Source organism: Acinetobacter sp. LipI_15 (assembly GCF_058242865.1).
On record NZ_JBZAYN010000001.1, the window covers coordinates 2,673,772 to 2,692,820 of the forward strand.

The following is a 19,049-nucleotide window of genomic DNA, read 5'->3' on the forward strand; positions in this document are numbered from 1 at the left end:
TATTGTTTCATTCTATACAGAGGTTCATTTTACAAGCAACTGATATCCCCGCCGCTTATCTACTTTTGTTCTAAAAACAATTTCAAAATGTTAATTCTGGTCAATATGAGTAACCGAATATGCACTTAAGTGCTTCATTGTTCAGTCACAGGCTGTTAATATCGAGTTGAAATTTCTAAGTGATCAAACCGCTATGCAAGAGTCTATTGAACAATATATGCAAACGGTAGGACAGCAAGCACGCACAGCATCACGTGTGCTCGCAGGGGCTTCTACCCAGACTAAAAATAATGCCTTATCAGCAATTTATACTGCTTTACAAAACAGTGAAACTGCAATTTTGGCAGCTAACCAAGTGGATATGACCAAAGCGCATAACAACAACTTGGATAGTGCTCTACTTGATCGCTTAGAACTTACCCCCACACGCTTTAAAGGCATGCTCCAAGGTCTAAAAGATGTGATCGCACTGACTGACCCGATTGGCGAAATAACCGATATGGCCTTTCGTCCGACAGGTATTCAGCTTGGCAAAATGCGCGTGCCGCTAGGCGTTGTCGGCATGATTTACGAATCTCGACCGAATGTAACGCTTGAAGCCGCATCTTTAGCACTTAAATCAGGCAACGCGATTATTTTACGTGGTGGTTCTGAAGCTTTGGAATCTAACCAAGCGATTGCGGCTGCGATTCAGCATGGCTTAACTGCCGCAGGTGTGCCTGAACATGCCGTTCAAGTGATTAATACCCCAGACCGTGCTGCGGTTGGTCAATTAATTACTATGCCTGAATATGTCGATGTGATCGTACCTCGTGGTGGCAAAGGCTTAATTGAACGTATCACCAATGATGCACGCGTGCCTGTTATCAAACATCTTGATGGTAACTGCCATGTTTTTGTAGAAGCTCAAGCTGATTTGCAAAAAGCATTACCTATTGCGCTCAATGCCAAAACACACCGTTATGGCGTATGTAATGCCATGGAAACCTTGCTCGTCGATGAAAATGTCGCTGAAGAATTTTTACCACGCATTGCTGAACTCTATGCTGAGAAAAAAGTAGAACTACGTGGCTGTGCTGAAACGCAGCGCATCTTGGGTGAATCGATTGTTCCTGCGATTGAGGAAGATTGGTACACCGAATACTTAGGCCCGATTTTGGCGGTGAAAGTCGTTACAGGCTTAGATGAAGCGATTGAGCACATCAACAAATATGGCTCACACCATACCGACTCAATCATTACCGAAAACTTTAGTCTGGCTCGTCATTTCTTGGCGCGTGTAGATTCAAGTTCAGTGATGATCAATGCCTCGACTCGTTTTGCAGATGGGTTTGAATATGGTCTTGGTGCTGAGATCGGTATTTCAACCGATAAAATCCATGCACGTGGGCCAGTCGGTCTTGAAGGTCTGACTTCTCAAAAATGGATTGTGTTTGGTGATGGTCAAATTCGCCAATAACACCCAATAAGACAATGAAAGCTGTGCTTTTCTGAGTAAAGGCACAGCTTTTTTTATTGCGATTTAAAAAACTAGACCCAGGGTTCACATATTGAAATATAATCCTGCAAACACACAGGATTTAGAATCGAAAACAGATTTTTTGACAATTAAATGCTTAAGAAGAATAAGAAAAGTTCAATTTACCTGCTTTTTTGCAACAATTTTAGGATTACAGCGCAGCAACCGCATGTTATGTTCTATGTATATCTCTTAAATCGTATAAATTTTGAGGATTATTTTATTAATAAATGAAAACTATGAACTGATAAATTTTAATTATTATTGTGCTCAGGGTCGATAGTGCTTAAGTCTAATCTCCTAAAGTCTATCTAGGACGATAAAAAAACCCATGATAAAACATCATCACAGATCTAAATTGCATCAATCAATACAACTGCAATCAGATCAACATTATGGATAAGTATTTCAATTAGAATTCGGGTATTTAAACGTGTCTACATCAGTATTAGTAATTAACTGCGGATCTTCTTCTATCAAATATGCGTTAGTTTCTGAGCGCCGTGAAGATCGTATTTTTGGTCTGGCCGAGAACCTAGGTTCTGCTGATGCACGTATTAAAGGGGTCACTACGGGTGGTGCTGCGCTTGAGCTGTCTATTCCACATGCTGACCATGAAAAAGCCCTCGAAACTATTTTAGAGCGTTTGGCTCACCATAATCCTCAAGCGATTGGTCACCGCGTGGTACACGGCGGTACATTAACCAAAGCTGAGCTATTAACACCAGAAATTATTGAACGTATTCGTGAAGCTACACCGCTTGCGCCATTGCATAACCCTGCTCACTTGGTGGGTATCGAAGCAACCATGCGTTTGTTCCCTGAACTTCCGCAAGTAGCCGTATTCGATACAGCATTCCACCAAACAATGCCGTCTCATGCATACCGCTATGCATTACCAAAATTCTTGTACACACAGCATAACGTACGTCGTTATGGCTTCCACGGTACTAGCCATGCCTACGTATCTGAGCGTGGCTCAATGTTGGCAGGCAGCTTTAAACAAGGTGGCTGGTTAACTGCTCACTTAGGCAATGGTAGCTCGACTTGTGCGATTTGGAATGGTCAATCTGTAGATACGTCAATGGGTCTAACACCACTTGAAGGTGTGGTGATGGGCACACGTAGTGGTGATGTTGACCCAAGTATTCACAGCTTCCTTGCGAGCAACTTAGGTTGGGATATCTACAAAATCGACAAAATGCTGAACAGCCAATCAGGCCTACTCGGTTTGTCTGATCTATCAAATGACATGCGTACATTGATCGAAGCATCAGAACAAGGTAACGAAGATGCCGCGCTTGCCATTGAAGTATTCTGCTACCGTTTAGCAAAATCTTTAGCAGGTCTCAGCTGTGGTCTACCACGTATTGACGGTTTATTCTTTACCGGTGGTATTGGTGAAAACTCTGCCTACATTCGTGAAAAAACGGTTTCATACTTACCGCACTTTGGTTTCAACCTTAGTAAAGAATTAAATGACAACTTAAAACGCGGTACGGAAGGTCGTATTGACCACGGAACTGGCCCACAAATTTGGGTTGTTCCAACCGATGAAGAAGGCCGTATTGCCAAAGAAACTGAGCATGTTGTAGACGAGGTGACAGCGTCTGCTACAAAAAAGTCTGATGCTGAAGCTGCGATTGCATAAGCAATCGCATCAGCCCCTTCGCCTTCAATATTAATTTTTAGCTTTAATTTAGACACCGTATGAAAACAATTTTACTCGTGCCAACTGGGGAAGGTGTAGGTTTAACATCTGCATGCTTAGGTTTAATTTATGCTTTGGAATGCCAAGGGGTCAAAGCAGGTTTTCTGAAACCATTTTCACAGGAAAATGTCGCAGATACCGTGGACCGTACAACGGCTCTTTATCGTCATTTATTTAATAGTGAAACGGTAGAACCTATTCATCATGCCACCATCGTGAAGCAAATCAGTCATGATGAAAGTGATGAACTGCTCGAAGAAGCGGTTCGTTTGCACCGTGAAATTGCAAAAAAGCATGATCTGATTATTGTTGAAGGCTTGGTTCCAAACAGCCGAGATAACTTTGCCTCAGAACTCAACGCAACTTTAGCAAAAGCTCTTGATGCTAAAGTAATTATTGTCAGCACAGCAGATATTCAAAATGCCACGAAAACGGCTGAGAAAATTGACAGTTCACTACGCCAATTTGGTGGTGCTGCATCTGAACGTACTGCGGGTGTTTTGTTTATGCGCACACGTGGCTTGCCAGAAGAGTCTGCGCAAATTCCTGTCACACTTGATCCAAATCTGCGTTTAATTAGTGACACCAATAAATTTGTACTCGAATTACAACAAAGTAATCCGCAAATTGGTTCTACACAGCTACCTGTTATTGGCCTCGTTCCATTTAGTAATACGCTCAGCGTACCGCGCATGTCTGACTTGGCGACGCATATTCAAGCGGAATGGATCAACCAAGGCGATGCTGCTCATCGCCGTGTACTACATAGCAGCTTAGTTGCGTCGAATATTGAACATGAACTTCACAAATTTGTGGCAGGTGAACTGATTATCAGCGCCTCTGACCGTATTGATGTGTTGTTGGCTTCTAGCCTTGCAAGTAGCAATGGTATTCCACTTGCCGGTTTGGTTTTGACTGAACATCATCAACCGAACCCGCAAGTTTTGGATTTCTGCCAAACCGCGATTAAGCAAGGCTTACCGATTTTACATACGCCTTTAAGCACTTTTGAAACGGCACAACAACTTTCAAATTTAGGCAATGAAATTCCTGTCGATGACGTAGAACGTGCAGAGCAAGTGACTCGCTTTGTTTCAAGCCACATTAATGCTGAGTGGATTACTGAAGTATTGAATGGTTCGTATCAACCACGCTTGTCCCCTTCTGCATTCCGTCATGAATTGGTACAAAAATCCATTGCTGCGAAAAAACGGATTGTTCTACCTGAAGGTGATGAACCACGGACCATTCAAGCGGCTGCCATTTGTCAATCACGTGGCATTGCACACTGTATTTTATTGGCAAAACCTGAAGCCGTGATTGAAGTTGCAAAAGCACGTAATATCGAACTTCCTCATGATTTGGAAATCATTGATCCAGACCTGATTCGTGAAAACTATGTGCCGAAAATGGTTGAGCTGCGTAAAGGCAAACTCAATGATCTACAAGCACGCGAACAGCTACAAGACACCGTGGTTTTAGGCACCATGATGCTTGCACTCGATCAAGTGGATGGCCTTGTATCTGGTGCAGTACATACTACGGCGAATACAGTGCGTCCAGCATTCCAATTGATTAAGACTGCACCTGATTATTCATTGGTTTCTTCTGTATTCTTTATGCTGTTACCAGATGAAGTCTATGTCTACGGTGACTGTGCCATTAATCCAGATCCAAATGCAGAACAGCTTGCAGAGATTGCGATTCAATCTGCAGATTCAGCGAAAGCTTTTGGTATTGACCCACGTATTGCGATGATTTCATATTCAACAGGTACTTCAGGTGCAGGAGCAGATGTCGAAAAAGTGGCTGAAGCAACACGCATTGCCAAAGAACGCCGTCCAGATTTACTCATTGATGGCCCGCTTCAATACGATGCTGCATCGGTGGAAAGTGTGGGACGTTCTAAAGCACCTGACTCTAAAGTGGCTGGTCGTGCCAATGTGTTTATTTTCCCTGATTTAAATACAGGTAATACAACCTATAAAGCAGTTCAACGTTCTGCAAATGTAGTCAGTGTTGGCCCAATGCTGCAAGGTTTAAACAAGCCTGTAAATGACTTGTCTCGTGGCGCATTGGTCGATGACATCGTGTTTACCATTGCATTAACGGCGATTCAATCCGAACAACAAGAAGCTTAATTTTAGTTTCGAGTTCTTAACCACCCTTTCGAAAGACTGGGTGGTTTTTTGTTTTGTATAACTGCCATTATGTTGAAAAGACTCAGAATTAGTAGAAATTTCTTTTAAATTCTATGGCTGAATTTTGAGTATTTGGTACATGACCAATAATGTATTCATTCTTCGCTTGAAAAAAGCAATCAAAGCTCTGATACACATATCTAATTTAAAAAATAAAAGGAAAAATTTACATAAATTAGAGCCTGGATATGAAGCTAGGGCGTGACGTCTTGCTTCAGTTTATGCCAATATTTATCTAGAAAAAGAAAAACATGGAAACAAGGATTTAGTTGGTCGTTACTATTGGATGGGCTTAGGTGCATTTGCTTCAAATAATCTTAGCTGCCATTGTTAAACATGGTTTAACTGCATGGGGATATAAATGGATTCCACTAGGGGTAATTCGTGATCCTGTACATACTTTTGCAAAAGGTAACTTATGGCTATTTATGGATATTGCACCTTGGCATTATGCTTTGAGCATGTCTTCATCCTCTTTTAATCAATGCCGAACTCAACGTGATGTTTCCAAATTTACTCATATTAAAGAAGAAGTTATAAACATTCCTTGGTCAAATTGTTTACCCATAATTAAAAACTTAAAAGCACTTTAGAAATTAAAAGTGCTTTTGAATATCTACCAAAAATTGAAAAGTATTCTGCCGAGTTCTTATAATATCAAAAACATGGAAAGAGAATATCAGGGGCGACACGCCGGTGTACTTGATAAGGTACCAGAAACAGTATACAGCGAACCATTATCAAACACTAAAGTCGCCAATTATGATAGCCGTATGGAATGGATTAATAAAGCAGCAGAAAAATATCATCGTTTAATGCAAAGTGATAAAGGAAGATACTTTTTAGAAGAAGAACTAAAAATTATTGCGAAATGGGGCGATAGCAAAGCTAATTTTACAGTTGGAAAGGATAGTAATGATGGAAAAATTTAATTACTGCATTGTTATTTTTATGGTGGGTTATCTCCTTTCAGCTTGTCAACCTAGTGCAAAAAATACAGAGAATAATGTCATGAATCAACTGCGTTTTAGTTTACATTTAGGCAAACAAGGATTTAAAGATTTTTCTCAACATAATCTTGGGCATCCCGATAGTCATCCATCTGGAGCAGGTTTTAAAGAGTTAGATTTTACACCGCCCAACTTAGGTCAGATTAAAGTTGAAAATGGTGAGAATAGCTTAGTGATAGATCATGTATTTTCAGTTCTAGGAACATCGTTTAATAATGAGGATGGAATACAAGGGCTTGATGTTAATGCAGGGCTAAACAAAGAAGAATTTGTACGTCCTGAACAAGCCCACCAAGCTTATGTTGACTTAATGAAACGTATAAATCAGGCCGAATGGAAAAATTATTTCTATCGTTTTTCTGCACGAATAGCAAAGGAAGATAATATTCGATATCTAATGAAATCAGGTGATGTCATTGACCCGACTTATATCTTTAATTATGAAGAATGGAAAAAAATAATCAATACAGTTGGAGGGAACTCTATTGGCTACCGATTATATGCCAATGGTATCCTTTTGGATCTGAGTATAAAACAAACTCAAAAAACTGAAGATGGTAAAGAACAATATATGGTTCGTTATGCTTTCAATACGATTCGTTATGATGAAAGAAATTCAATGGATGATTCAGAGAATAATATTGATACTTACAAAATGACCTCAAAAGAGTTAGAACAAGCATTTGCAAATGAGCTGATAAGAAATAAAAAATCAAGAGAAATTGATGAAAAAGAAGTTATAGTACAAGGCTACCGTATCGATGAAAATTATGAAGATCCTGATGTTTGGCAATATGTTAAATAATCAAATGTTGTCGCGTTTAGACTCAATTTTAAAGCACTTTTACACAAAATTGATCATTGAAACTAAAGATTTGAAGATTTGAAGATTTGAAGATTTGAAGATTTGAAGATTTGAAGATTTGAAGATTTGAAGATTTGAAGATTTGAAGATTTGAAGATTTGAAGATTTGAAGATTTGAAGATTTGAAGAAGAATATTATTTTTATAAAATTTAAAGCAAAAAAAGAAGATAAAGCTTTAGGCTTGATCTTCTTGTTGACCGTAGAACCAAGTTGCTGCGATAAACAGAGAAAAACCAATAACTGACAACACTGGAGTAACCATATATTTCACACTCTAACTTTGATGACGTCATTATGTAAAAGTTTTATGACAGTTATATGACAAATATGAAATATCCAAAAATAATAAATATTATTTAATTTCATAATCTTAGAAACAAAAACAAATCTTCTCCTCTAGTTATGTGACAAATATTTCATGAAATATGACAGTGAAAACGTCATTTTTAGGATATTGATGACAGCGAAACATGGCGCTGTTTAAGCCTATTAAACTTTCGGCCAAAGATTAAGCGAAATACCCACACAACTGTATTTTTGTCTTATAATTTAGCCCGCTAGCTATCAGCCCGCTCAAGAGATATTTGTATGACAACTATTATCAAGCAAGATGACTTGATCACATCGGTAAAAGATGCGCTTCAGTTCATTTCTTACTATCACCCACAGGACTTCATCCAAGCGATGAGCCGTGCGTATGACCGTGAAGAAAACAAAGCCGCAAAAGACGCGATTGCACAAATTTTAATTAACTCTCGTATGTGTGCAGAAGGCCATCGTCCTATCTGTCAAGATACGGGTATTGTGAACGTATTTCTTGAAGTGGGCTTAGACGTTAAATTTGATTTAACCATGAGCCTAGACGATGCAATTAACGAAGGTGTACGTCAAGGTTATCTTGAAAACTCAAACATTCTTCGTGCATCAGTATTAGCTGATCCTGCTTTTGGTCGTAAAAATACCAAAGACAACACCCCTGCTGTAATTCACTACAAACTCGTTCCGGGTAATAAAGTTGATATTACTGTTGCTGCTAAAGGTGGTGGTTCAGAAAACAAATCTAAACTTGCAATGCTTAACCCTTCTGACTCTATCGTAGATTGGGTACTTAAAACTGTTCCAACAATGGGTGCAGGTTGGTGTCCTCCTGGTATGCTCGGTATCGGTATTGGTGGTACTGCTGAAAAAGCCATGATGCTTGCAAAAGAAGCATTGATGGAAGAAATCAACATGGACGAACTCCTTCGTCGTGGCCCACAAAACCAAATCGAAGAACTTCGTATCGAAATCTTCGAAAAAGTAAATGCTTTAGGTATTGGTGCTCAAGGTCTTGGCGGTTTAACGACTGTTCTTGATATCAAAATCAAAGACTACCCATGTCACGCTGCGGGTAAACCAGTAGGTATGATTCCTAACTGTGCTGCAACTCGTCATGCGCATTTCCAATTAGACGGTTCAGGTGTAGCGCATATTCAAGCGCCTAGCCTTGAAGACTACCCTGCGGTAACTTGGGATTCATCAACGTCTAAACGTGTTGACTTAGATAACATCACTCAAGAAGAAATGAACTCTTGGCAACCTGGTGACACACTGCTTCTTAACGGTACAATCTATACAGGTCGTGACGCTGCGCACAAACGTATGGTTGACATGTTAAACAAAGGTGAAGAACTTCCAGTTGACCTAAAAGGTAAATTTATTTACTACGTTGGCCCTGTTGATCCAGTCGGTGACGAAGTTGTTGGTCCAGCTGGCCCAACAACTGCAACACGTATGGATAAGTTCACACGTCAAGTGCTTGAAGCAACTGGCATGTTCGGTATGATTGGTAAAGCGGATCGTGGTCCTGCTGCTGTTGAAGCAATCAAAGACAACAAAGCAACTTACCTCATGGCTGTTGGTGGTGCTGCTTACTTAGTATCGAAAGCGATTCGTGAAGCTGAAGTGGTTGCTTTCGCTGACTTAGGTATGGAAGCGATCTACAAATTTGTTGTAAAAGACATGCCTGTATCTGTAGCTGTTGACGTAAATGGTACTTCTGTTCACGCAACTGCACCAAAAATCTGGCAAGCAAAAATTGGTAAAATCCCAGTAGTTGATGCTGCTGCGAACTAATTTCGCCACATTCAAGATCTAAAAAAGCACCCCATCGGGTGCTTTTTTTAATGTCAATATTTAGGCTGTTTGTCGAATGACATTCGCTATTTAATATTTTCACACACTCAAAAACACGAGCTAATTACATTACCAAGTTAATGGATTCCACAGTTTAAAAGGCTTGGTCAACTGCACATCTTCCGCAGGATCATAATGAGGTACTTTCAACTTCTGCGCACTTTTCCGCACTTTTCCAGTGTTTTGATCTTCTGCCACAAAGTTAAAACTGTTGGATTTCAACTCTGTAAATGCGATTTCATTTCGACCAATTTTTTCAGGCATGAGCAGCAATGGCCCTGAAACCGTTCTTTTACTGGATAAATTCTCTTCATCATATTTAATGAAGTAAGTTTGACCTGCTTCAACATCAAAGTCTAAATATTTAGGCTTTTGAAAATGATTCACCCCCAAAGGGCGACTGGACGATAAGCGGTAATTCCCTGCCGGTAACTCCACCCAGTAATAATGATTATTCAATAAACTTGGAATACGCTCACTGTTCAGAAATAAGCTGCTGGCCACAATTTCTTGACGATTCCAGTTACTGTCTGGACGATATAAATACACGATCGCTGCTTGATCATGCTGAGCTTTTACTTCTTGAAAATGTCGGCCTTGTTTCTGATTGACCCAACCACCAATGGTAAACATACCCAATCGATATTGCTCAATATGACCCGGTGTACTTTCAGGATCCACAGGCTTTAATGTCGAAGCCAATGACGTTTGCTCAACGGCTGATTTTCCATGACAACCCAGCAGCGCTACACTGCTTAAAAGTAGAATTGCAACTTCACGCATGATTATCCCTCACTGCGTCTTTTTTTATTTTTACACTTTTGTTTTCAGTTTTTTACATTCAGGCATCCACGCCATCCTGCTGAGATTAACATTCTGCTTTTATTTTTGGAAATAAAAAACGTGTGCAAATCTTGGATTTACACACGTTTCAGACGAATAGCGCTTAAGCAGATTTAGAGTTCACAACTTTTAAATCTGACTTCGGTGCAGCTTCTTCAGTTTTCTTTGGTTGACGTTCTGATTTAAATTCAGGTTCCGCTTCACCATTAATCACCGCTTCATTGACGACAACCGTACCCACATCTGAACGACTTGGTAGATCATACATCGTTTCAAGCAATGAATTTTCTAAAATCGAACGTAGACCACGTGCACCCGTATTACGGTCAAGGGCTTTTTTAGCCACGGCACGCAATGCTGAGTCTTCAAATACGAGGTCAACATTTTCCATTTCAAATAAATATTGGTATTGACGTGTCAATGCATTTTTTGGTTCAGTCAGAATCTGCATCAATGCTTCTTCGTCGAGTTCTTCCAAGGTTGCAATGACTGGCAAACGACCAATAAATTCAGGAATCAGACCGAATTTAACCAAATCTGTCGCTTCAACTTGGCGGAATAAGTCAGATAATTTTTTAGTTTCATCTTTCTTACGCACTTCAGCCGTAAAGCCAATACCACCTTTTTCCTGACGCTGCTGTACGATTTTCTCTAGACCAGAGAATGCGCCACCACAGATAAACAGAATATTTGAAGTATCAATTTGAATAAATTCTTGCTGCGGATGCTTACGACCACCTTGAGGCGGAATCGACGCAACCGTACCTTCGATCATTTTCAATAACGCTTGCTGAACACCCTCACCCGATACATCACGAGTAATCGATGGGTTTTCAGACTTGCGGGTAATTTTGTCGATTTCATCGATATAGATAATGCCTTTTTGTGCTTTTTCTACATCGTAATCGGCTTTTTGAAGGAGTTTTTGAACAATGTTCTCAACGTCTTCACCCACATAACCGGCTTCAGTTAAAGTCGTTGCATCTGCCATCGCAAATGGCACATCTAAAAGACGCGCAAGTGTCTGAGCAAGCAGCGTTTTACCTGAACCTGTTGGTCCAACCAACATAATGTTACTTTTCGAAATCTCTACTCCGTCTTCTGGTTTTTTACCACTGGTGCCAACTTTTAGGCGTTTATAGTGGTTGTATACCGCAACAGAGAGGGTCTTTTTCGCAACATCTTGCCCAATCACATATTGGTCAAGCGCAGCACGGATTTCATGCGGTTTTGGTAAAGGACGAGTTGCCCAGTCATTTGATTCAACTTGCTGACTGGTCTGAACTAGGTCAAGACATACGTCCACACACTCATTACAGATGTACGCGTCCTCACCTGCAATCAGTTTCCCGACTTCAGACTGCGTTTTACCGCAAAATGAACAATGCTTTTGTCCTTGAGGATGTTCGGACATATTCACTCCAATAATTAATTCTTTAAAACTTATGGGCGTTTAGATAAAACTTCGTCCACAAGACCGTATTCTTTCGCAGCTTGCGCTGTCATAAAGTTGTCACGGTCAGTATCTCGAGCAACAGTTTCGTAGTCTTGACCACTATGCTCTGCCATTAAACGATTTAAACGTTCTTTGATGAATAGAATTTCACGTGCATGAATTTCAATGTCAGATGCCTGACCTTTGAAACCACCCAAAGGCTGGTGAATCATGACACGGGCATTTTCAAGACAGTAACGTTTGCCTTTAGCACCGGCGTTAAGCAGGAATGCACCCATCGATGCTGCTTGCCCCATGCAGTAAGTCACAACATCAGGTTTAATAAATTGCATGGTATCGTAAATCGCCATACCCGCAGTAACCGAACCGCCTGGTGAGTTGATATATAAATGAATATCTTTATCTGGGTTTTCTGCTTCTAAGAACAACATTTGGGCAACAATCAAATTTGCCATGTTGTCTTCAACTTCACCGGTTAAAAAAATCACACGTTCACGCAAAAGGCGTGAGTAAATATCAAAAGAACGCTCGCCACGAGATGACTGTTCTACCACCATTGGCACTAATGCGTTTTCAATTGTTGGAACATACATACGTTATTTATTCCTAAATTTTTCTGACTCAACCCATAATTCACAATATGAGGGATATTTGTCGAAATTGCAAAAGATTCCCAATTAAATAACAGATATTTTTTTCATAAGCATTGTGAAATCAGGACAACTTATTTGGGGGCAAAAATCCGATAAAAAAAGGCGCTTAACGCGCCTTTTTTTGAAAGCTAGAAATTAGCCTTGTTGACGAGCTTGTTGCTCTTTCAATAAGTCTTCATAGCTCACAGTTGTATCCGTTACTTTAGCAGAAGCTAAGATGTGATCTACAACTTGGTCTTCTAGAATAACAGCTTCGATTTGAGCACGTTGCTGTTTATCGTTGTTGAAGTATTCAATCACTTCTTTAGGATCTTCGTAAGAAGAAGCCATGTCTTCGATGTAAGCATCAACACGTGCAGCATCAACTTCAAGTTTAGCTTCAGCCAATACTTTGCTTACTAATACGCCAAGTTTAACTGATTTTTCAGCTTGCTCTTTGAATAGGTCATCTGGAAGCATGCTTGAATCAAACGCTTTAGCGCCTTGAGCACCAAACTGTTGAGTGAATTGTTGAATCATTTGTTGACGTTGACGGTCAATTTCTTGAGCAACCATTGCTTCTGGAAGTTCTACTTCGTTTGCAGCGACAAGCGCATCAAAAGTTGCACCTTTCACTTGGTTACGAAGACCGTTTTTCACTTCACGTTCCATGTTTTTACGCACGTCAGCTTTCAGTTTTTCAACGCCTTCTTCTTCAGTTAGACCGAAGATTTTTAAGAATTCAGCATCAACTTCTGGAAGTTTTTGTTTTTCAACAAGCTTAACAGTGATTTTGAACTGAGCAGCTTTACCAGCAAGGTTTTCAGCTTGGTAGTCTTCAGGGAAAGTTACATCGATAACTTTCTCTTCGCCTTTCTTCATACCAACGATGCCGTCTTCGAAGCCAGGGATCATACGACCAGAACCAAGTACGAGTTTAAAGTCTTCAGCAGCGCCGCCTTCAAACTTCTCGCCATCAACAGTACCTTCAAAGTCGAACGTTACTTGCATGTCTTTTTTAGCCATGCCTTTAGTTTCAGCCCATGAAGCACGTTGTTTTTGAAGATTTTCAATCATCTTCTCAACGTCTTTGTCGTCAACTGAAGTTGCTTTACGTTCAACTTCTAGGCCTTCGAACTTAACTTCAACTTCTGGATAAACTTCTACAGTTGCTTCATAAACTAAAGCATCATCTTTCATTTCAGTTTTTTCAATGTTTGGCATACCAACAGCATTGATTTTTTCTTGTTGGATCGCTTCGAATACTGTGTCACGAATGATGTCGTTTACAACTTCTTGATAGATACCAGCACCGTATTCACGACGAACAACGTTTACAGGTACTTTACCTGGACGGAAGCCGTTGATCTTCACAGTTTTGGCAGTGCGTTTCAAGCGAGCTTCAAACTGCTCGTTAATACGGCTCGTCGGTACAGATACATTTAAACGACGGGCAACGCCCGAAACCGCTTCAGAAGTTACTTGCATGGCTTCCTCGATAATTTGTTAGTTAAAACAGTTTTAAAAAAAAGTGCCACATTATATGACAACAATTAAAGATATACAAAAATGGATTATAACACTATAAATTCAGGCATGGATGCCCTTCTTATTTTTAGAATTTTTCAGCTTTTCTTGCATAAATTTTGATTATTTTTTAACTCATCATTGCAAATGAGAAACTTTCTCACTATTATTCTTAATGCTACATTTTTTTAATTTATTTTCATATATTTATCTCGTCCATATTTGGAATTCTTTTATGAGTAATTTTAATCTCAATCCACTTTCCGCTGCTTTAATTGGGGCAATTGTAACCACTGCGAGTTTCACACATGCTGAAACGGCCGAATCTCAAGCTCAACAGATGGAGACCATTGTTGTTTCTGCAGCGGGATTTGAACAAAAGATCAAGAATGCTCCTGCTTCAATTACCGTGATTACGGCTGAAGACTTAAAAAATAAACGAATTACATCCGTTGCAGATGCATTAAGTGATGTAGAAGGTGTCGATATTAGCCCTACAGCAGGGAAAACCGGCGGATTAAATATTCGTATTCGTGGTATGGACGCCGAATATACCTTGGTTTTAATTGATGGCCACCGACAAAATAGTACAGGTGACATTGCCCCTAATGGATTTGGTGAGTCGAATAATAGTTTTATCCCCCCTGTTTCGGCTATCCAACGCATCGAAGTCATCCGCGGACCAGCTTCTACTTTATATGGTTCTGATGCAATTGGTGGTGTAGTCAATATCATTACCAAAAAAGTTTCACCAGAATGGACAGGTTCGGTCACGTTAGAAGGCACAGTACTGCCAAATCACTCAGACTTTGGTAACCAACGCGCTGTCGATGCATTTTTAACAGGGCCAATCATTCAAGATTTATTGGGCTTACAAATCCGTGCACGTAAAGCGGAACGTGATCAATCAGATTTAATACGTAGTGATGACGATGATACTGGTGCTGAACTTAGTGGCGGAAATAGCCCAACTAAATCTGATCTAGAAACTATCGGTGCTCGCTTAACCCTGACACCGCACAGCGACCATGATATTTCAGTTGAATATGAAAAAACTGAACAATGGTATGACAATAGCAAAGGTCAATTAGGGACGCTTGGCGCAAACGGTGGTTATGGTGATGCTCAAGAATATAACCGTGAGAAAATGATCCTCGCACATACTTGGAATAATGCTATTGGTAAACTTGAGTCAAGTATTATCAATACTCAAACAGAAACGGTTGGACGTTTAATTCCTGCACGTGCACAAGGGATGTCAACAGCCATCACTCCTCGTGTGTTAGAAAGTGAAGATACGATTTTTGATACTAAATTTACCACTCAACATTTTGAAGACCACCGTATTACTCTAGGCGGTCAATGGTGGGAAGCCAGTATCAGTGATGGTTTACGTGTAAAAAAAGAAGTTTCTTTTGAGCAATTGGGTCTATTTGCCGAAGATACTTGGTCGCTGAACGACAATCTAGCATTAACAATTGGTCTTCGTTATGACGACCACGATACGTTTGGTGATTTTTGGACGCCACGTGCATATTTGGTATGGAATGCACATGAAAACTGGACCTTCAAAGGCGGATATAGTGAGGGTTATAAAGCCCCACGTTTGGAACGCTTAACTGACGGTGTGGTCAATGTCAGTGGTCAGGGTCGTACACCAACTTTTGGTAACCCAAATCTAAAACCTGAAACCAGTAAAAACTTTGAATTTGGTACATATTTCTCAACCAATCATAATTTTGACTTCAACGTTACGGCTTTCTTTAGTCAAATCGAAGATAAGATTATGACGGGTAATAAGGAAATTAGCTGTAATACTGATAACACAACGACTTCGGGTATTAATTGGTCTAAAGCTGACTGTGAAGCTTTCATGGCATCGGTTGGAACGCCATGGGTGATGGATTATAACCGTGGCACAGCAGACTCATGGAATGTGACTCGCCCTGTGAATGCCGAAGAAGCTGAAGTCTATGGTATTGAAGCTGGTTTAAACTGGGCATTTGCCGATAATTGGAAATTTGGACTGAACTACACGTGGACTGAAACTGAAATTAAAGATAGCAGTTTAGGCAATCCTGTACTTAATGACACACCAGAACACATAGTTAATGCGTCGCTTAAATGGCAAGCTGCTGACTTTATGAATTTATGGGCGCGTGGTGAGTATCGAAGTGAACGTGCACGTTTCACCTCAACCTATGACAATCTAACTGCAGCGAATCAACAGGTTTATGATGCCCTTGGTGACTACAAGGAATACGCATTATTACATGTCGGTTCAAACTTTAATGTCACGCCAAACTGGGATATTGGTGTTGCTCTGTACAATGTCTTTGATAAAGACTTTAACGATTATGAGAAAGTCGCAAATAGCTATTACAACCGTTATAGCAATACTCAAGAAGGCCGCCGCGTACAATTAAGTACAACCTTTAAATTCTAAATAACACTTTATAAAAAAACCTGCTTCGGCAGGTTTTTTTACATCAACAATTTACGATTTATTCTTATTTAATTCATAATCATGGCTATATTTGTAATCTCAATCAATTACAAACCAATAATATGTTTTATCAATACTTAATAAAAAACAGATACTTAATTAATACTTGTTATATCATTACATTAAATAGGGCTATCACGATACGATTATTTATCGTGAATAACAATTACATAAAGATGTAAGAACAAATAAGAATCATTATTATTCGCATACAAATTCACTACTCCGAATCGGGTTCGAAATGGCCTTCATTAAAACACGTAAGAAAATTGTTTCTACAGCGATTGCTTCATCACTTTCAATCATTGCAGGCAATGTAATGGCTGAAGAAAAAGCTGTCCAACTCGAGACGATTAATCAAACTGTAAATAAAGAGAATTATAAAGTAGAAAAAGCGTCTTCAGATAAGTTTACGCAATCTCAACTAAATACGACTCAGACTATGGCCATTATCCCTGAGAAAGTATTAAAAGAACAAAATGCAACGACCCTAACAGAAGCACTTCGAAACGTTCCTGGTGTCGGCACATTCTCCCTAGGTGAAAACGGACGAATGAATACTGGTGATGCTGTTACCATGCGTGGATTTGATACAGCAAATAGTATCTTCATCGATGGAGTACGTGACTTGGGTAACGTTACTCGAGACATGTTTAATTACGAACAAATTGAAGTATTTAAAGGCCCTGCTGGTACAGATAATGGTCGTACAGCTGCCTCAGGTTCAATTAATTTATCAACAAAAGAAGCAAAACTTCAAGACGCTAACAATGCAACTCTTGGTTTCGGCTCAGATGAATATTACCGAGCAACTGCGGATATTAATAAAGCAATAAACGATACAACGGCCATCCGTTTTAATGCCATGGGTGAAAACTCAGACGGTATTGGTCGTGACGGTGTTGAAAATGAAAAATGGGCTGTTGCACTTTCAGCAGGCTTTGGTTTAGGCACAGATCTTCGCTTTTTCTTAGACTATCTACATATTGAACAAGACAATGTCTTGGATGGTGGTATCCCAACTGTAGGTTTACCAGGGTTTGATGCAAATAAAAGTACGAATGCAAGTATTAAAAGTCTTGCGCCATATCTAAATAGCCATAAAGTTGATACTTCAAATTATTATGGTGCACCTGAAGATTTTGATGATGTCACTGCGGACATGGCAACTGCTCGTTTAGAGTATGATTTATCAGAAAATACGAAAATCAAAAATACTTCTCGTTGGGGCAAAACAGAGCATCAATATTTAACGACATTCTCAGGTAATGCCTTCACTACAACGTCAACTGACCTGAATGATCCTACTGCGATGCGCGTTTCAGGCAGTGCAAATAATAGTGATACTGAAAATGAAATTATAACTAACCAAACTAGCTTGGTTACAAGTTTCAATACAGGTCGCTTAAAACATGATGTCAGTACAGGGGTTGAATTTACACGTGAAGAAATGAAAACACGTGGTTGGACTGCTACGGTTACCGGTACAAGTTCATTGTATAACCCACAAGGCACTGTACATACCGCTTTAGTCAGAAATACCAATGGTAATGGTGATTCTGAAGCTCAAATGGATACCTACTCTATTTTTGCCTTCGATACTATTGAAATTTCACCACAATTTTCTGTGAATGGTGGCGTTCGTCTAGATCGTTATAAACTTGATGCCGATACATTTGTGAATACGGCTGCTTCAGGTCAACCGGCAAATTATGTTGCACAAAGCTTTAAAGATGACGGCAACCTATTCAACTGGAAAGTTGGGGCACTATATAAACCAACTGAAAACGGTGGCTTGTATGCTAACTACGCCATCCAACAACAAGCACCGGGTACTATTACAGGTGGTGACGGTATTGGTAATGCCAATGCATTTGCCCCATCTGGTTCAGCGAGCAGCAATAACAACTTAGATCTTGATCCTCAAGAAATTGAAACCATTGAAGTTGGTGCTAAATGGGAATTTTTTGACAACCGTTTACTCTTAACAGGTGCACTTTTCCAAACTGAACTCACAAATGAGTTGGAAAAAGATGGTGAAGAATACTACCAAACTGGTGAAAAATCAGTTAAAGGTGTTGAACTTGGCGTGATTGGTAACTTAAATGACAATTGGCAAGTTATTGCTGGTTATACACATCAAAAAACAGACATTAAAAATGTAACCCAAGCTGCGAGTAACCAGCAAGTTTCAGCAGATGGTTCAAGTAATATGCCATTTACGCCTTCTGATGCATTCACATTGTGGACGACCTACAATATGGATAAATGGAGCATTGGTAGCGGCGCGCGTTACAATGGTGAAATGACTAAAAACAAAGATGGCAATCAGGTCGGTCCTGCTGTCATCCCTGACTACTGGGTATTTGACTCAATGGTTAGTTACCAAGCAACACCAAATGTAGGGATTCAATTCAACATCAACAATTTATTTGATGAAGACTACATTAACAGCATCAACCGTGGTGGATTACGTTACATCGCAGGTGCTGAACGTAACTATCGCTTAACATTTAATTTTAAGTTCTAAATTAAATATTCTAAAAAAAGCCTTAATCTTGTATTAAGGCTTTTTTATTTATGCTTATCTTATGTAGATTTGA

The 19,049-nt window shown here is 39.7% G+C and carries 11 protein-coding genes and 1 pseudogene; 8 read left to right on the forward strand and 4 right to left on the reverse strand.

Annotated features, from left to right (window positions below):
- Positions 1–193: 193 nt before the first annotated feature.
- The 6 genes and pseudogenes from AC4CU0_RS12635 (at position 194) to AC4CU0_RS12660 (ending at position 9,422) form a co-directional block, all read left to right on the forward strand.
- Positions 194–1,459, forward strand: a complete 1,266-nt coding sequence (locus tag AC4CU0_RS12635) for a glutamate-5-semialdehyde dehydrogenase (protein ID WP_490743255.1) — start codon at positions 194–196, stop codon at positions 1,457–1,459.
- A gap of 493 nt (positions 1,460–1,952) precedes the next feature.
- A complete protein-coding gene (locus tag AC4CU0_RS12640) occupies positions 1,953–3,170 on the forward strand; it encodes an acetate/propionate family kinase (protein WP_180010213.1) in 1,218 nt (405 codons plus the stop codon).
- 59 nt (positions 3,171–3,229) lie between these two features.
- Positions 3,230–5,371: a phosphate acetyltransferase gene (pta, locus tag AC4CU0_RS12645; RefSeq protein ID WP_490743256.1), complete on the forward strand. Its 2,142-nt coding sequence runs from the start codon at positions 3,230–3,232 to the stop codon at positions 5,369–5,371.
- Between the two features lie 139 nt (positions 5,372–5,510).
- Positions 5,511–6,363, forward strand: a pseudogene (locus AC4CU0_RS12650) (DUF2515 family protein).
- A complete protein-coding gene (locus tag AC4CU0_RS12655) occupies positions 6,347–7,246 on the forward strand; it encodes a hypothetical protein (RefSeq protein WP_180059543.1) in 900 nt (299 codons plus the stop codon). Before AC4CU0_RS12650 ends, AC4CU0_RS12655 begins: the two are co-directional and overlap by 17 nt.
- Before the next feature lie 649 nt (positions 7,247–7,895).
- Positions 7,896–9,422, forward strand: coding sequence for a fumarate hydratase (locus AC4CU0_RS12660; protein ID WP_078189659.1), 1,527 nt, complete (start codon positions 7,896–7,898; stop codon positions 9,420–9,422).
- A gap of 129 nt (positions 9,423–9,551) precedes the next feature.
- Here the strand turns inward: AC4CU0_RS12660 and AC4CU0_RS12665 are convergent, their stop codons facing one another.
- The 4 genes from AC4CU0_RS12665 to tig all read right to left on the reverse strand — a co-directional run bounded on the left by AC4CU0_RS12665 (position 9,552) and on the right by tig (position 13,901).
- A complete protein-coding gene (locus tag AC4CU0_RS12665) occupies positions 9,552–10,265 on the reverse strand; it encodes a DUF2846 domain-containing protein (protein ID WP_490743258.1) in 714 nt (237 codons plus the stop codon).
- Between the two features lie 163 nt (positions 10,266–10,428).
- The gene (clpX, locus tag AC4CU0_RS12670; protein ID WP_078189661.1) at positions 10,429–11,739 is read right to left on the reverse strand and encodes an ATP-dependent protease ATP-binding subunit ClpX; all 1,311 of its coding nucleotides are present in this window, start codon (positions 11,737–11,739) and stop codon (positions 10,429–10,431) included.
- Between the two features lie 29 nt (positions 11,740–11,768).
- Complete coding sequence (gene clpP / locus AC4CU0_RS12675) at positions 11,769–12,374, reverse strand: ATP-dependent Clp endopeptidase proteolytic subunit ClpP (RefSeq protein WP_490743260.1); 606 nt, start codon at positions 12,372–12,374, stop codon at positions 11,769–11,771.
- A gap of 195 nt (positions 12,375–12,569) precedes the next feature.
- Entirely contained in the window at positions 12,570–13,901 is a 1,332-nt protein-coding gene (gene tig / locus AC4CU0_RS12680; protein WP_180050484.1) for a trigger factor, read from the reverse strand.
- 274 nt (positions 13,902–14,175) lie between these two features.
- Between tig and AC4CU0_RS12685 the strand changes: the two genes are divergently transcribed.
- Together AC4CU0_RS12685 and AC4CU0_RS12690 are read left to right on the forward strand one after the other, a co-directional pair.
- Entirely contained in the window at positions 14,176–16,386 is a 2,211-nt protein-coding gene (locus AC4CU0_RS12685) for a TonB-dependent receptor domain-containing protein (protein WP_490743261.1), read from the forward strand.
- A gap of 301 nt (positions 16,387–16,687) precedes the next feature.
- Positions 16,688–18,976, forward strand: a complete 2,289-nt coding sequence (locus AC4CU0_RS12690) for a catecholate siderophore receptor Fiu (RefSeq protein WP_180163104.1) — start codon at positions 16,688–16,690, stop codon at positions 18,974–18,976.
- Positions 18,977–19,049 lie beyond the last annotated feature (73 nt).

What these genes read in the sequence shown, in the direction of transcription:
- clpX (WP_078189661.1), bottom strand. Translation starts at nt 11,739, where the DNA reads ATGTCCGAACATCCTCAAGGACAAAAGCATTGTTCATTTTGCGGTAAA.
- tig (WP_180050484.1), bottom strand. Translation starts at nt 13,901, where the DNA reads ATGCAAGTAACTTCTGAAGCGGTTTCGGGCGTTGCCCGTCGTTTAAAT.
- AC4CU0_RS12660 (WP_078189659.1), top strand. Translation starts at nt 7,896, where the DNA reads ATGACAACTATTATCAAGCAAGATGACTTGATCACATCGGTAAAAGAT.
- AC4CU0_RS12635 (WP_490743255.1), top strand. Translation starts at nt 194, where the DNA reads ATGCAAGAGTCTATTGAACAATATATGCAAACGGTAGGACAGCAAGCA.
- AC4CU0_RS12655 (WP_180059543.1), top strand. Translation starts at nt 6,347, where the DNA reads ATGATGGAAAAATTTAATTACTGCATTGTTATTTTTATGGTGGGTTAT.
- AC4CU0_RS12690 (WP_180163104.1), top strand. Translation starts at nt 16,688, where the DNA reads ATGGCCTTCATTAAAACACGTAAGAAAATTGTTTCTACAGCGATTGCT.
- pta (WP_490743256.1), top strand. Translation starts at nt 3,230, where the DNA reads ATGAAAACAATTTTACTCGTGCCAACTGGGGAAGGTGTAGGTTTAACA.
- AC4CU0_RS12665 (WP_490743258.1), bottom strand. Translation starts at nt 10,265, where the DNA reads ATGCGTGAAGTTGCAATTCTACTTTTAAGCAGTGTAGCGCTGCTGGGT.
- AC4CU0_RS12685 (WP_490743261.1), top strand. Translation starts at nt 14,176, where the DNA reads ATGAGTAATTTTAATCTCAATCCACTTTCCGCTGCTTTAATTGGGGCA.
- clpP (WP_490743260.1), bottom strand. Translation starts at nt 12,374, where the DNA reads ATGTATGTTCCAACAATTGAAAACGCATTAGTGCCAATGGTGGTAGAA.